The following is a 13,854-nucleotide window of genomic DNA, read 5'->3' on the forward strand; positions in this document are numbered from 1 at the left end:
GGCTCTTTATTCTGCGCCGACGACGGAAAGGTGGCGCCCACGGCCGTCCAGCCATCCGCCAACGGTGCGGGAGATATGATCCAACCCTTCAAGATGCATGTTGCAGCCGCTCTTGGACGGCGGAAGCCGTGAGGGCAGGCGCTTCAGTGTCTCCGCCATGACGGAGGGGTCGGCCGACTGTTCAGGCAGCAGCATGTCGATGAGACCGAGTTCGCTGGCGCGGCGGGCACGCAGAAGCTGCTCCTCGCGCGGGGCGACGCGCGGCACGATGAGCGCCGGCTTGTCAAAGGAGAGGATCTCGCAATAGGTGTTGTAGCCACCCATGGCGACGACGGCGGTCGCGCCGTCGATCAGCTCTTCCATGTGATTGTCGAACTCGATTACCTCGATATAGGGGATCTTCTCCCCTTTTTTGACCAGTTTTGCACGTTCGGCTGCCGGCATGTAGGGGCCGAGCACGACAAGTGCCTTCAGGGTCAGCGTCTCGTCAGCCTCATAGGCATTCATGACGTCGTGAACGAGATCGGAGCCATCGCCACCGCCGCCTGTCGTCACCAGGATATAGTCGTCCTCGCGGGCGTTCAGCGAGTTCTTGCCCTTGGAGACGCTACGCTGCAGGAAGCCGACGAAATCCATCTTGCGGCGAACCCCCGGGGGCACGTCGAGGCCAACAAGCGGATCGTAGAAATCCGGCGGCCCATAGACCCAGATGCTGTCGTAATACTGGTCGATCTTCTGCATGACGCTGTTCCTCTTCCACTCGGCTTCAAGCAGATGCGGCGCGTCCATGATCTCGCGCAGGCCGAGCACCAGAGTGGTGCCGCGCGCTTTCAGATAGGCAAGCGTTTCCTCAATCTCGCCCTTCAGGCCCATCGGCTCCTTATCGACGATGAAGATATCGGGCTGGAAGGTCTCGGCGGTGTGACGAATGCTCGATTCGCGCATCTTCAGCGTGTCCTGAAGATCGATATGGCTGGCGAGCGAGGTATATTCACCGTTGCGAAGCTTGATGACGCTCGGGATCTTCACGAAATCGACTCGGGCGCGGTAATCGAAGGCGCCGGCAATCGTCGCGCCCGAGATGATCAGGATGTTCAGGCCGCGATAATCCTCGACGAGGGCATGGGCAATCGTGCGGCAACGGCGCAAGTGGCCGAGGCCGAATGTGTCGTGGCTGTACATGAGGATGCGTGCATCTTCGAGGCGTCTGGCCATGGTTGTGCCCTCTGGGGTGGACGACATACTTCTACCACCCCCGTAAATCGGAGGCCACGAGGCGGCGGGCGCGAAGCACCCCGCCGAACTCGACGCTATTTGTAGGGATCTGCCGCATCGCGCAAGCCATCTCCCAGAAAATTGAACGCCAAAATCACCAGCACCACCGGAACGATCGGGAACAGCAGCCACGGGTAGAAAGCGATGACGCTGACGCTCTTGGCCTCCGTCAGCAGGATGCCCCAACTGGTGATGGGCGGCCGCAGGCCGAGGCCGAGGAAGGAAAGCGCCGTCTCACCGAGGATCATGCCCGGGATGGAAATGGTGGCGGATGCGATAAGATGCGACATGAAACCGGGCACGAGATGCCGGCCGATGACACGTGGGGTGCTGGCGCCCATGAGCTGGGCTGCCTGGACATAATCTTCCTCACGCAGCGCCAGAAGCTTGGAGCGCACGGCGCGGGCGAGGCCTGTCCAGTCGATGATGCCGAGAATGACGGTGATGCCGAAATAGATGACGATCGGACTCCACGTCACCGGCATGATGGCGGCAAGCGCCATCCAGAGCGGCAGCGAGGGCAGTGATTGCAGCACTTCGATCAGTCGCTGCACGATGAGGTCGAAGATTCCGCCCCAATAACCGGCAAGACCGCCGATGACGATGCCGAGCACAAAGCTGATGGAAATACCGATCAGCCCGATGGTGAGCGAGATGCGCGCGCCGTAAAGAATGCGCGAAAGCACGTCACGGCCAAGGCGGTCGGTGCCGAGCAGGAACATCTGCCCGCCGATTGCCGGACAAACGAGATGATAATTGGAGGCGACAAGTCCCCAGAACTTGTAGCCATCGCCACGGCAGAAGAAGCGGATCGGCTGGATGTCGTTCTGGTTGTCGGTATAGAGACGATGCAGAGTGTCGATATCGAGCGTCATCTGCCGGCCATAGACGAAGGGACCGACGAAATTGCCCTGGCTGTCGAAGAGACGGACGCGCTGTGGCGGCGAATGGATAAAGTCGACGTTGCGGGTATGCAGCCCGTAAGGCGCCAGAAACTCGACGAACAGGATCATCAGGTAGACGGCGGCAAGGAAAATGCCGGATGCAAGCGCCAGCTTGTGGCGCTTGAACTTCCACCACATGAGCTGCTTCTGCGAGGCAAGGTGGATACGCGACTGCGCAGACGTCATCGTCTCCGTTGCGATCGGATCGAACGGGGCGGTCGAAACATAATGCGGCAGCGGCGCACCGGGTGCGGGTAGGGGCGACATTATTTGGTGCTCCTGCCTTGCAGACGGATGCGGGGATCGAGGAAGCCGAGCGCGATATCGGAGATCAGCACGCCGATGACGTTCAGGAAAGCGAGGAACATCAGGAACGAACCGGCAAGGTACATGTCCTGGCTCTGCAGCGCCTTGATCAGCATCGGCCCTGTTGTTTCCAAGGACAGCACGATGGCGACGATCTCTGCGCCCGAAATAATCGACGGCAGGATCGAGCCGATATCGGCGACGAAGAAGTTGAGCGCCATGCGCAGTGGATATTTGACCAGCGCGCGCACCGGATGCAGTCCCTTGGCGCGTGCCGTCGTCACATATTGCTTCTGCATCTCGTCGAGCAGGTTGGCGCGCAGGCGGCGGATCATGCCGGCGGTGCCCGCCGTGCCGACGATGATGACCGGGATCCAGAGATGCGCGAGGATGGACTGCGCCTTAGCCCAGCTCATCGGCTCGTTCAGAAATTGCTGGTCCATCAGATGGCCGATGGAAAGCCCGAACCAGACATTGGCGAAATACATCAGGATCAGCGCCAGCATGAAGTTGGGGATGGCGATGCCGAGCAGGCCGAGGAAGGTCAGGCCGTAATCGCCCCAGCTATATTGATGGGTTGCCGAATAGATGCCGATCGGGAAGGCGATCAGCCAGGTGAGAAGGATGGTCGTGAAGGAGACGAGGATCGTCAGCCACAATCGGTCGCCAACGACGTCGGAAACCGGCAGCTGATATTCGAAGGAATAGCCGAAATCGCCATGCAGCATGCCCCCGACCCAGAAGAAGTAGCGCACGATCTCCGGTTGGTCGAAGCCGTATTGATGGCGCAGCTCCTCGATTTCCTGCAGGTTTGCAGTCTCGCCCTGGGCACGCAGTTCGGCGATCTGGCTTTCGAAGAAGTCACCCGGCGGCAGTTCGATGATGACGAAGACCAGTGCCGATATCACGAGCAGGGTCGGCACCATGGCGGCGATACGCCAGAGGATATAGCGGATCATCGCTCAGGCCTCCTTGAACCAGAAGGTGTCCGGCAGGTAGACGCCGAGGAAGGAGGTTGGATCGAAGCCGTAGAGCGCGTGCTCCGGCACGTTCTGCATCTTGGCGGATCTGAGGATCGGCTGCAGCGTGCTGTTGATGAGGCCGATCGAAAAGACCTGCTGGGTATAGAGGGACAGCATCTTGTGCCAGATAACCTCGCGCTCTTCCGTCGTAGCACTTGCGCCCCATTGGTTCAGGAGATCGACAAGCTCGGCCGCCTCCGGCAGATCTGGCGCCTTGCCTTCCTGACCGGCCGAAAGATAGTACATGCCCCAGAGCGGCCATTGAAGCTGGTCATCCAGCGTAGGGGCTAGTCCATAGGGAGACATGTCGGCGGTCGGCACGCCGTTATCCAGCCCGTACCAGATCGACATCATGATCGAGCCGCTCATGGCGCGATTGCGGAAGACGTCGCGCTGCGAGGTGCGGGTGAAGAGCGCCAGACCGATATTGGCCCAGTGATCGTGCACGAGTTCCAGAACGTCCGTGTCGAGATTGCTCTCGCCGGCTGTCTCGACGGTGATCTCGGCGCGGCGTCCATCAGGCAGCAGGCGGATGCCATCGCTGTCGCGCTTGTCGAGGCCGAGTTCGTCGAGCAGCTTGTTGGCCGTCTCAGGGTCGAAATTCACATAGGCGTCGGCATATTCCTGCTTGAAGAGCGGGCTCTCGGGCAGCACCGTATCGGCACTCGCCTTGCCGAGGCCGTAGAAGGCCACCATGTTGATCTCATGCCGGTTGATCGCCAGCGACAAGGCTCGGCGGAAGCGCACGTCGCGAAAGAGCGTGCGCCAGGCTTCGTCGGCGACATTGAGGTTCGGCAACAATGTGATGCGCGAGCCGCGGGCCATCTTCCAGAGATTTACCTTCACCGGGAAGCGCTTTTCAGCCTCCTTCAGGAAGGTGTAGTCGTTGAAGTCGATGCCGGTCGCCTGCAGGTCGGATTCGCCCGCACCCGCCTTGGCAGCGATGATCGAGGAGGACGAGACGTTGAGGATGAAGCGGTCGAGATAGGGCAGCTGCATGCCGTTCTCGTCCACGCGGTGGAAGAACGGATTGCGCTCGAAGACGAACTGATCGGCCGGCGGGGCCGTGCGGTTTTTCCAGGGATCGAGCGTCGGCAGATCGGGATTGTTGGGCCGGGAAGCGAGGGCCATCTTGATGTGCAGATCGGCCCACTTCTTGGCTCGGTTCTTTTTCATCAGCTCTTCAAGCTTGGCCTTGTCCTGAAAGCCTTTGTGGAACTGTTTCAGGTAATGCCCTGGGCCATAGATAACGAGCGGCAGAGGTCCGGCAAGCGCCGACAGGAAAACCGGGTTGGGCTTGTCCCAGCTGTAGCGCACAGTCAGCTCGTCGAGCACTTCGAAGCGTGGCAGGGAGCCGTGCGGACGCAGTTCCAGCGCACCGCCGCCGGGCGTCAGTTCCTTGTTGAGGATGACTTCTTCCCACCAGTAGCGGAAGGCTTCGGCCGTGAAGGGATGCCCGTCAGACCACCTGTGTCCGTCGCGCAGGTAAAAGGTAAAGACCGTGTCATTCTCCGAGGTGAAGTCCCGCAGGATATCGGGTTGGAACTGCAGGTTCGTGTCGTAGCCGACCAGCCGCGAATAGCCGTAGACCGTCATGTAGCGGATATCGCGCACACCGCCGATGATGGTGCGCACAGTGCCGCCATAGGTGCCGGGCACGCGGCCCATGTCCTTGAGATTGACGATACGCGGCTCGGTCGGAATGCGCTCGGCCATTGGCGGCAGACTGCCGTCAGCGACCCTGGCCTTCAAAATTTCCGGCTCGGCGAGCTGCTGGGCCTGCAGTACCGATGGCGCGATGACCGAGCCGATCAGGCCGCCGAGAAAGATACGGCGCGTCACCATCAGACCAGCTCCTTCGCATCGGCGCCCTTGCGGGCGCGCACCAGATGGCCGCCGCCGAGATCGGCATAAGCGAGTTCGGAAGCGTCATCGTGGTCCGCGCGGAAGACCGGCCCCCAGTTTTGCTTGTCGGCCGCGCCGTTTTCCTGCAGCGCCTTGAAGTCGAGCGGCCTGTCGAGATCCGGGAAAGGAACGGCGGCAAGCAATGACTTCGTATAGGGGTGAACCGGATTGCGCAGAATGATCTCACGTGGGGCGATCTCGACGATACGGCCCTTGCACATGACGGCGATGCGGTCTGCCATGTAGTCGACGACTGCGAGATTGTGCGAGATGAACAGATAGGTAAGTCCGAGTTCTTTCTGCAGGTCCTTCAGAAGGTTAAGGATCTGCGCCTGCACAGACACGTCGAGCGCCGAGACCGGTTCGTCGAGGATGATAAGCTTGGGGCCAAGAGCGAGTGCGCGGGCTATCCCGATGCGCTGGCGCTGGCCGCCGGAGAAACTGTGCGGATAGCGGTTGAGATAGCGTCGGTCGAGGCCGATCGCGCCCATCAGCGCCTCGACCTTCTGCTTGCGCTCGGCGCTGTTGCCACGATCGTGGATTTCGAGCGGCTCGCTGAGGATGTTGCGTACCGTCATGCGCGGCGAAAGCGAAGAAACCGGGTCCTGAAACACCATCTGGATCTTGGTGCGCAGGTCCTGCAGTTCCGAACCTTTGACGGAGAGGACGTCGATGACATCCTTGCCATCGTTGAAGACGACCGCGCCGCTATCAGGCGTGACTGCGCGCATCAGAATCTTGCTGACGGTCGTTTTGCCGCAGCCGGATTCACCGACGAGCCCCAGACATTCGCCGCGGCGGATATCGAAGCTGACATCATCAACAGCGCGCACGACGGTGGCTTCCTGGCCACCGAAGAAGCTACGTTTGCGTGTCTTGAAGGTCTTGGAAAGGTTGGCGACGGAAAGGAGCACACCGGGCGCTTCCTTTTCGGCCGGCTTCTTCTTGCCGATCAGCGATTCCAGATTGACCGGAACCTCTCGCAGCGCTTTCAGTCGCTCGCCCGGCTTCATGTCGAAATGCGGAACCGCGGCCATCAGGGCCTTAAGATAGGGATGCTGCGGATTGCGGAAGATTGCCTCGACCGGGCCGGCTTCCATGATCTCGCCGTGATAGATCACCACCACTTCATCGGCCATATTGGCGACAACCCCGAGATCGTGGGTGATGAGCAGCATGGCCATGCCGAGCTTGGCCTGCAAGTCGCGCAGCAGTTCGAGGATCTGAGCCTGGATCGTCACGTCGAGCGCGGTGGTCGGCTCGTCGGCAATCAGGAGCGCCGGCCTGCAGATCAGCGCCATGGCAATCATGGCGCGCTGACGCATGCCGCCTGAAAGCTCGAACGGATACATATCGTAGGTGCGTTTCGGATTGGAAAAGCCGACGAGGCCAAGCATTTCCTCAGTGCGCTCGCGCGCTTCCTTCTTGTCGGCATCCGTGTGGATCAGCAAAACCTCGCTGATCTGATTGCCGACCGTGTGGAGCGGTGAGAGCGATGTCATCGGCTCCTGGAAGATGGTCGCCATGCGGCGGCCACGCAGGTCGCGCATTTCGGCGCTGTCGCGCGACAGGGAGAGAATATCGGTCGCCTTGCCATCCAGCGGGTCGGTAAACAGGATACGGCCACTCGCATTGGCGGGTGACGGCAGGATGCCCATGATCGACTGGCTGATGACAGATTTGCCGGAGCCACTTTCGCCGACGAGGGCAGTCACTTTCCCCGGCAGGATGCGGAGATTGGCTTCCTTTACGACACGCAGCCGGTCGCCGAAAACGGAGAAGGCGACATCCAGATTCTCAATACGCAACAGATCGGCTGCAGACGCCATACCAATGAAATTCCCCAGTCCTTATGTGTTCCCGTTAAGGCACACTATCGTACCGTAAACGGGGTGTCCAGTTGATGACAGGCATGGGAAAAAGCAGCACATGGCGCCTGTTTTACAAGGCGCCTGATGCGAGGGTTCTCATATGCGGCGCAGCGGCTAAAGCGGCTGCAATGTTCGCGCGTAATTACTGAATGAATTTTTCGATCGGCGTGCGTTTTACCTGTTTCTTGTCGCGGTGAAGCATGATGACCTGTTCGGCTTCGGAAAGGCCATTCTGAACGGATTCGCGGAAGCCTTCGTCGACATGGAGGCCGGACGTCGGCGCCCGCGGTTGCAGCACCGTCACCTTCTGGCGGATCCCGCGCAGCTTTTCCTCGCCGAGCGTGATCCATTCGCCGCCGCAATAGCCGGCAAAGGCCTGGCTCGCGACGACCTCGCGGCTGTATTTCTTGGTCAGGACCTGCAGGCGCTGCACTTCGTTCACTGCAGAGCCGAAGGCGGAAAAGGTAAGGCGATCCTTCAGGCCGACATTGCCGAACATGACATTGCCGACATGCAGGCCGATGCCGTAGCCGATCTTCGGAAGCCCCTTCGCCTCGCGATCCTTGTTCAGTTCGGCAACCCGCGCCTGAGCGTGATGCACTGCGGAAAGCGCCGCCTCACAGGCGATCTTGGAGGGGTCCTTGTGGCGGCCGCAGGGATAGACGGCCAGGAAGCCGTCGCCGAGGAAGCTCAGGATTTCGCCGCCGTTGCGGTTGAAGGGCGCGGCGATCGCATCGAAGAACTGGTTCAGCGTATCGATATAGGCCTGCCGGCCTTCTTTCTCGGCATACATGGTCGATTCGCGCATATCCGCCATGACGAGAGCGGCACGGATCGTCTCACCGTCGCCACGACGAACCTGGCCGTTCAACACGCGTTTGCCGGCATCGCCGCCGAGGTAGGTGGTCAGCATATTGTTGGCGAGCTTGGCAAGCACCGCCATCTTGGCGGCGACCGCAAGATGGTTCTGCATGCGCAGCAGCGCGTCGATCATGTCGTCGGAAAAACCGGCCGAGCTGTCGGTCGACCAGGAACCCATCATGCCCTGCACCGATCCGTCACCGAAGGGTTGCACGAAGGCGAGGTAATCGGTGATCTTTTCCTGCCTGAGATCCTCGAAGATCGGAAATTCACTCGGGCCGTCGGGCATGATACGGCGGCGGATATGCTGCAGATTGTTGTCGAGAAGATGGAAATAGGGGCTCTGCAGGAAACGGTCCGGCTTCTGGCCGGCCGGCATGCGGAAGCCCTCGATGGTCACGCCGCTCGCGCGCTTCCAGGTGAAGCTCAGCGCGTCATAGAGCGGATGCAGCATCGAGAAGGTCAGGTGCACGCGCGCGAGTGGCAGGCCGGCGGCCGCAAGCCGCTCGCAGAAACCGCGCACGATGTTTTCAAGGTCGTCACCGGCCAGCGAAGAATTCGTCAGCCATTCAGCAACTCGGTCCAACAAAATGGAGGATACGCTGGATTCGATCGTGCTCATTCTTGGTATTATCCTCATGTCGCACGTCCATCCCGAAAGGCAAAAACAACCCGGACCTGCCCATTCACGACGAGCAGATCACAAAGGAATCAGGATGTACGAGCGGTATTATCGTGTCAACGATTGCCGATAGCCGGCTGTGACACCCGCCGGCTTCCGACCTCCTGGAAACGGGCGAGCAATCTTTGCAAAGTAGTTCATTATCTTTTGCCAAAATAGGCACGCTGAAAGTGCGAAACAATGGCATCAGGAATTTTTTTGTGCGTCCCGGTTGCCGGATTGGCAGCCTCGAGTCATTTCGGCCACACCCGGCTGATGATCCAAGGCGCGGCAAGGTCGGCACTCCGAACGGGCCGGGTTTAATTTACCGCGATCATGCATTAGATCAGCGTTCGGATTCACTTTTCGCAAGAGGCATGGCCTTGGACGCACGCTCTTCCACCTTCGAGACGCTTTCAAAGAAGATCGAGGCCCGCACGGCGCGTGCCGGTATCATCGGCCTCGGCTATGTCGGCCTGCCGCTGGCGATGGCTGTGGCCCGCAGCGGCTTTGCCGTGATCGGCTTCGATATCGATCCGAAGAAGATCGTCGCGCTGGATGCCCGCCGCTCCTATATCGATGCGGTGACGAATGAGGCGCTGGCGGCCGAGATCGATGCGGGGCGTTTCTCCTCGACGACAGATTTCGCCCTCCTTTCGGATTGCGACGTGATCGTCATTTGCGTGCCGACACCGCTCACCAAACATCGCGATCCCGATCTTTCCTTCGTGGAGGCGACGTCGCGGTCGATCGCCGCGCATTTGCGGCCGGGCCAGCTCATCGTACTGGAATCGACAACCTATCCCGGCACGACCGATGATATCGTAAAGGTCATTCTCGAAGGGACTGGGCTGAAATCCGGTTCCGACTTCTTCGTCGGTTTCTCGCCGGAGCGCGAGGATCCCGGCAACCAGCATTACCACACCGCGACGATCCCGAAGGTTGTCGCAGGCGACGGCACGCAAGCCCTGTCGCTGATGAAATCTTTCTACGGAGCCGCCGTCTCGACCGTCGTCCCGGTCTCCTCCAATGCGACGGCGGAGGCGGTGAAGCTCACCGAAAACATCTTCCGCTCGGTCAACATCGCCCTCGTCAACGAGCTGAAGACCGTCTATGCGGCAATGGGCATCGATGTCTGGGAGGTCATCGATGCCGCCAAGACCAAGCCGTTCGGTTTTATGCCCTTCTATCCCGGACCTGGTCTCGGTGGTCACTGCATTCCGATCGACCCTTTCTACCTCACCTGGAAGTCGCGTGAATACGAGCTGCCGACACGCTTCATCGAGCTTGCCGGTGAAATCAATTCGGCGATGCCGCGCCATGTCGTCGGCAAGCTGGCCGAGGCGCTGGATATTCGTGCCGGCAAGGCGCTCAGCCGCTCACGCGTCCTCGTGCTTGGCCTCGCCTACAAGAAGAACGTTGCCGATATCAGAGAAAGCCCGTCTCTGCGCCTGATTGAAATCATCGAGGAGCGCGGCGGCAAGGCGGATTATCATGACCCCTTCGTCGCGGAGATTCCGTCGACGCGCGAATATCAGGCGCTGAAGGGCCGGAAATCCGTAGACCTGACGCCGGAAGCCATTGCGGAATACGACGCGGTTCTCATCGCGACCGATCACGACATGATCGACTATGCGGCTCTCTCTAAGAGCGGCAAACTGATTGTCGATACCCGAAACGTCTTCAGCCGGCTCGGCCTTGCGGCCGATCACGTCATCAAGGCGTAACGAGCACGCCCGAAAGCTGCTTGCCCGTGATCTGGCTGGCGGCAACGGCGTAACCGCCGGCAGCACCGTCGATGAAGTGCATGTGGTCGCGCGACAGCGGCGTTGGCACGAAGCAGGTCATCAGTGCCGATGACTGGCGGTGCAGGCCGTAGCGCGCCACGCCCTTTTCCTGAGCCTGCTTCAACAGCATCTCGATGCGCGCGAGATGGGCGGCGTCGACGTCGATGGTCATCTTCAGCCCATCGTCGAATTTGCGGAAATCCGAATTACCCGAGACGTCCTGCTTGTAACGACGGGCATTGAACTGGGCAAAGGTGATGCCGAATTTGTGGAGGAAAACGATCAGGCCGATCTGCAGGAGAATGAGGAGCTTTTGCCGCAGGCGTTTGCCCTCAGGTGCGGTGGCTTTCACCTCGCGATTGATGCCCTTCATTGAGAAGCCAAGCTCCGGTCCGTCTTCCGGCACGGGATGCCCGCTGCGGTTCTGTTCGGCTGTGATCGAAACAATGCCGGCAACGAGAGCCTGAAATTCCGAGCCGGGACCGTCCTCGCCGGGCACGGCGATGATCGAGACGATCTCGCCGTTGCGGGCCTCGATCGGGCTCCAGCGACAGGAGAGGCCGCTCAGATCCGGCCGGGTGCCGGGTGCGGCCTTTTCGACTCCGTACCGGCCCATCTTCATGTTCTTCTCGGCCCAGATCGTGCCACCGCCGGAAAACATCGCATAGGTGACGTAAGGGCTTGCCGAATAGCGGGCGACGCGTACATCGAGACCTTCCGCGCGGATATCGGCGATCGGCACGATGGCGATACGAAGATCGAGGTCAAGATCCTCCTTCACCCAGACCTGCGTTGCGGCAAGTGCTGTGCGCGCTTCCTTCTCAAGCGAAGCGGGCAAGGCGATCAGCGCGCCGTCGCCGGCAAAGACGAAGGGATAGTCGCCCTGGCCGACAGCATTCAGCACGGCGGAAATGACGCTTGCGCCAGCCATGTTGACGTCCTTGTAGCGGCCGCCGGAAATCGCCTTCGTCGAGCCAACGATATCGGCCATCGCCAGCACCCACCCTTCGGGCAGCGGCTGGTAATTGCTTTCATTGGTCACGCCTTCGAAGTCGCTGAAAACAGGCACGTTGGCGAAGAATGCGTCGTTGGATATCTCGTTCATGAGGCCGAGTTTATCACAGACCCGTGTTGCCGCTGCAACGGCAATTTGCGTTTCCGGCAATCGACTTACACTGCATCGATATGGTAGCACCACTGACATATTTTATGACGGACAGGACAAAATGAGCCGCCTCGACAGCTTCATTCGCCGATTGACGGCTCAACGCGATATTCTCAATGCCATCATCGATCTGGTGGAAGAGGTGAAGGGGCCGGTGCTCGAATTCGGCCTCGGCAATGGCCGCACCTACGACCATCTGCGCGAGCATTTTCCCGACCGCCGCATTATCGCCTTCGATTGGGAAATACGCTCCTATTCCGCCTCCACGCCGCCAGCCGAAAATATGGTGACGGGCAATATCCGCGACACCGGCCAGGCGTTCCTCGGGATCAATGCTGCGCTCGCCCACGCCGATATCGGCACCGGCCATGACGAGATCGACGCCGTGACGCTGACCTGGCTGCCGCAATTGATGGCTGGTGTGCTTACCCATCACGGCATCGCCGTCAGCGGCCTGCCGTTGGAACATCCCGAGCTTTTGCCTCTACCTCTGCCCGGCGGCATCAAGGAAGGCCGGTATTTTCTCTACCGCAGGAAATGATCCGCACTCATGAAGCGCAGGAATAGGATGTAGCCGAGAGCGCGGCAAATTTTGCCTCGAAGTCGGCCGCGATTTCGTCCAGCGTCACGCTGCCCAATCGCCGCAGGAGCAGCGCCTGTGCCTCCTTCATCGCATCCTCGAGAGCGGCATTCACGGCCTGTTCCACAAGGCATGTCGGCTGGTCGTCGGCCGGGCCGATGGCGAAGAGATGCGGTTCGCCTATGGCGCGATAGACATCGAGCAGCGTGATTTCCGACAACGGGCGCACCAGCGTCCAGCCCCCGCCATGTCCCTTTTCGGAACGGACATAGCCCTGTTCTCGGAGGCCGGCCATGGTGCGGCGCACGACGACGGGATTGGTGTTCAGCATTTTTGCAATCATTTCGGAGGTTGCGGAATGCTCATGCCGATTCATGTGGATCAGCACGTGCAGCATGCGTGAAAGGCGGCTGTCATTGCGCATGAAGTTCTATTCCTGTCGATCGAACGGGCCATTATCACAAGTGGATCGTAACAAGACAAGTGACATGATGCTTGACTGCGCTATTTCATGTAACTTATGTTGATCCATGATTGAGGCGGCGTCAAAGGAGAGGTCCATGCCATTCGAGGCCATTGTCATCGGCGGAAATTTCGCCGGCCTGTCCGCGGCAATGCAGCTTGCCCGGGCGCGACGACGGGTTCTGCTTATCGATGCGGGCGCGCCGCGCAATCGATTTTCGCAGGCGTCACATGGCTTCCTGGGCCAGGACGGCCAGACGCCGGCGGCGATCATGCGGGAGGGAAAGCGGCAGCTTTCGCTTTATCCGAACATCACCATCCGCGACGGGGAAGTTGTTCAGGCGCGTGCCGATGGCGATGAATTCGTGATCGACATCAAGGGCGGTGGCCAGGAAAGGGCCGCGCGTATCGTGCTGGCGACCGGCATAAGCGACACGCTGCCTGAGATCTCCGGCCTGCGGGAGCGATGGGGCCGCTCCGTGCTGCACTGCCCCTATTGCCATGGTTATGAGGTAAGCGGCGGCAAGCTCGGTGTGCTCGCAAACCATCCGCAATCGGCACATGCGGCCATACTCATTCCCGACTGGGGAGAGACAACCTATTTCACGCAGGCGCTGTTCGAGCCCGACGAAGAGCAACTCGTACGGCTGACCGCTCGTGGCGTACGGATCGAACACAGCCCCGTTGCGGAATTATTGGGCGATAGTCCCAAGCTTGAGGCCGTTCGCCTCGCCGATGGCCGAGTCGTGCCGCTGGATGCTGTGTTCGTCGCTCCGAAAACGGCGATGGCGAGCCCGATTGCCGAACAACTCGGTTGTGTCTTCGACGATGGTCCGTTCGGTCCGCTCATCCGGACCGGAGATAACAAGGAAACCACCGTCAAGGGTGTCTTTGCCGCCGGCGATGCGGCAAGTGCCATGCATAACGCCACGCTCGCGTCCGCTTCCGGCGTGCTCGCCGGTGTACATTGCCATCAATCGCTGGCGATGCAGTCTGCCCGATAGTTCTTCTTCGG

11 protein-coding genes are annotated in these 13,854 nt (G+C 60.2%); 3 read left to right on the plus strand and 8 right to left on the minus strand.

The genetic code is table 11. The features are described from left to right. Nucleotides 1-6: 6 nt before the first annotated feature. From H4W29_RS31310 to H4W29_RS31335, 6 genes are all read right to left on the minus strand, one after another. On the minus strand, nt 7-1,215 hold the full coding sequence (locus H4W29_RS31310) for a glycosyltransferase family protein (protein WP_192732633.1): 1,209 nt from the start codon (nt 1,213-1,215) through the stop codon (nt 7-9). A gap of 95 nt (nt 1,216-1,310) precedes the next feature. Then, the gene (locus tag H4W29_RS31315; RefSeq protein ID WP_192732634.1) at nt 1,311-2,486 is read right to left on the minus strand and encodes an ABC transporter permease; all 1,176 of its coding nucleotides are present in this window, start codon (nt 2,484-2,486) and stop codon (nt 1,311-1,313) included. Next, nucleotides 2,486-3,484 carry an ABC transporter permease gene (locus H4W29_RS31320; RefSeq protein ID WP_007822635.1) on the minus strand — a complete coding sequence of 333 codons (999 nt, stop codon included), beginning with the start codon at nt 3,482-3,484 and terminating at the stop codon, nt 2,486-2,488. The genes H4W29_RS31315 and H4W29_RS31320 overlap by 1 nt, the downstream gene beginning before the upstream one ends. A 3-nt stretch (nt 3,485-3,487) precedes the next feature. Further along, entirely contained in the window at nt 3,488-5,392 is a 1,905-nt protein-coding gene (locus H4W29_RS31325; protein WP_192732635.1) for an ABC transporter substrate-binding protein, read from the minus strand. Next, on the minus strand, nt 5,392-7,281 hold the full coding sequence (locus tag H4W29_RS31330; RefSeq protein WP_192732636.1) for an ABC transporter ATP-binding protein: 1,890 nt from the start codon (nt 7,279-7,281) through the stop codon (nt 5,392-5,394). The genes H4W29_RS31325 and H4W29_RS31330 overlap by 1 nt, the downstream gene beginning before the upstream one ends. Nucleotides 7,282-7,465: 184 nt before the next feature. Next, complete coding sequence (locus H4W29_RS31335) at nt 7,466-8,806, minus strand: adenylate/guanylate cyclase domain-containing protein (RefSeq protein WP_192732637.1); 1,341 nt, start codon at nt 8,804-8,806, stop codon at nt 7,466-7,468. Nucleotides 8,807-9,222: 416 nt separating this feature from the next. Between H4W29_RS31335 and H4W29_RS31340 the strand changes: the two genes are divergently transcribed. Next, entirely contained in the window at nt 9,223-10,572 is a 1,350-nt protein-coding gene (locus H4W29_RS31340; protein ID WP_192732638.1) for a nucleotide sugar dehydrogenase, read from the plus strand. Here the strand turns inward: H4W29_RS31340 and H4W29_RS31345 are convergent. Then, on the minus strand, nt 10,562-11,737 hold the full coding sequence (locus tag H4W29_RS31345; RefSeq protein ID WP_192732639.1) for a DUF3095 domain-containing protein: 1,176 nt from the start codon (nt 11,735-11,737) through the stop codon (nt 10,562-10,564). The genes H4W29_RS31340 and H4W29_RS31345 overlap by 11 nt on opposite strands. A 121-nt stretch (nt 11,738-11,858) precedes the next feature. Between H4W29_RS31345 and H4W29_RS31350 the strand changes: the two genes are divergently transcribed. After that, nucleotides 11,859-12,338 carry a class I SAM-dependent methyltransferase gene (locus H4W29_RS31350; protein ID WP_037097255.1) on the plus strand — a complete coding sequence of 160 codons (480 nt, stop codon included), beginning with the start codon at nt 11,859-11,861 and terminating at the stop codon, nt 12,336-12,338. A 7-nt stretch (nt 12,339-12,345) separates the two neighbouring features. On the opposite strand, the gene H4W29_RS31355 is transcribed toward H4W29_RS31350, so the two are convergent. Next, the gene (locus tag H4W29_RS31355) at nt 12,346-12,801 is read right to left on the minus strand and encodes an Rrf2 family transcriptional regulator (protein ID WP_192732640.1); all 456 of its coding nucleotides are present in this window, start codon (nt 12,799-12,801) and stop codon (nt 12,346-12,348) included. Between the two features lie 136 nt (nt 12,802-12,937). On the opposite strand from H4W29_RS31355, the gene H4W29_RS31360 reads away from it, so the two are divergent. Continuing rightward, nucleotides 12,938-13,843: an NAD(P)/FAD-dependent oxidoreductase gene (locus H4W29_RS31360; protein WP_192732641.1), complete on the plus strand. Its 906-nt coding sequence runs from the start codon at nt 12,938-12,940 to the stop codon at nt 13,841-13,843. Nucleotides 13,844-13,854: the final 11 nt, after the last annotated feature.

It is taken from the genome of Rhizobium viscosum (assembly GCF_014873945.1).
GTDB classification, from domain to species: Bacteria; Pseudomonadota; Alphaproteobacteria; order Rhizobiales; family Rhizobiaceae; genus Rhizobium; species Rhizobium viscosum.

Coding starts and splice junctions, on each gene's coding strand:
- H4W29_RS31360 (WP_192732641.1), top strand. CDS start 12,938: ATGCCATTCGAGGCCATTGTCATCGGCGGAAATTTCGCCGGCCTGTCC.
- H4W29_RS31355 (WP_192732640.1), bottom strand. CDS start 12,801: ATGCGCAATGACAGCCGCCTTTCACGCATGCTGCACGTGCTGATCCAC.
- H4W29_RS31310 (WP_192732633.1), bottom strand. CDS start 1,215: ATGGCCAGACGCCTCGAAGATGCACGCATCCTCATGTACAGCCACGAC.
- H4W29_RS31345 (WP_192732639.1), bottom strand. CDS start 11,737: ATGAACGAGATATCCAACGACGCATTCTTCGCCAACGTGCCTGTTTTC.
- H4W29_RS31315 (WP_192732634.1), bottom strand. CDS start 2,486: ATGTCGCCCCTACCCGCACCCGGTGCGCCGCTGCCGCATTATGTTTCG.
- H4W29_RS31330 (WP_192732636.1), bottom strand. CDS start 7,281: ATGGCGTCTGCAGCCGATCTGTTGCGTATTGAGAATCTGGATGTCGCC.
- H4W29_RS31320 (WP_007822635.1), bottom strand. CDS start 3,484: ATGATCCGCTATATCCTCTGGCGTATCGCCGCCATGGTGCCGACCCTG.
- H4W29_RS31335 (WP_192732637.1), bottom strand. CDS start 8,806: ATGAGCACGATCGAATCCAGCGTATCCTCCATTTTGTTGGACCGAGTT.
- H4W29_RS31325 (WP_192732635.1), bottom strand. CDS start 5,392: ATGGTGACGCGCCGTATCTTTCTCGGCGGCCTGATCGGCTCGGTCATC.
- H4W29_RS31350 (WP_037097255.1), top strand. CDS start 11,859: ATGAGCCGCCTCGACAGCTTCATTCGCCGATTGACGGCTCAACGCGAT.
- H4W29_RS31340 (WP_192732638.1), top strand. CDS start 9,223: ATGGCCTTGGACGCACGCTCTTCCACCTTCGAGACGCTTTCAAAGAAG.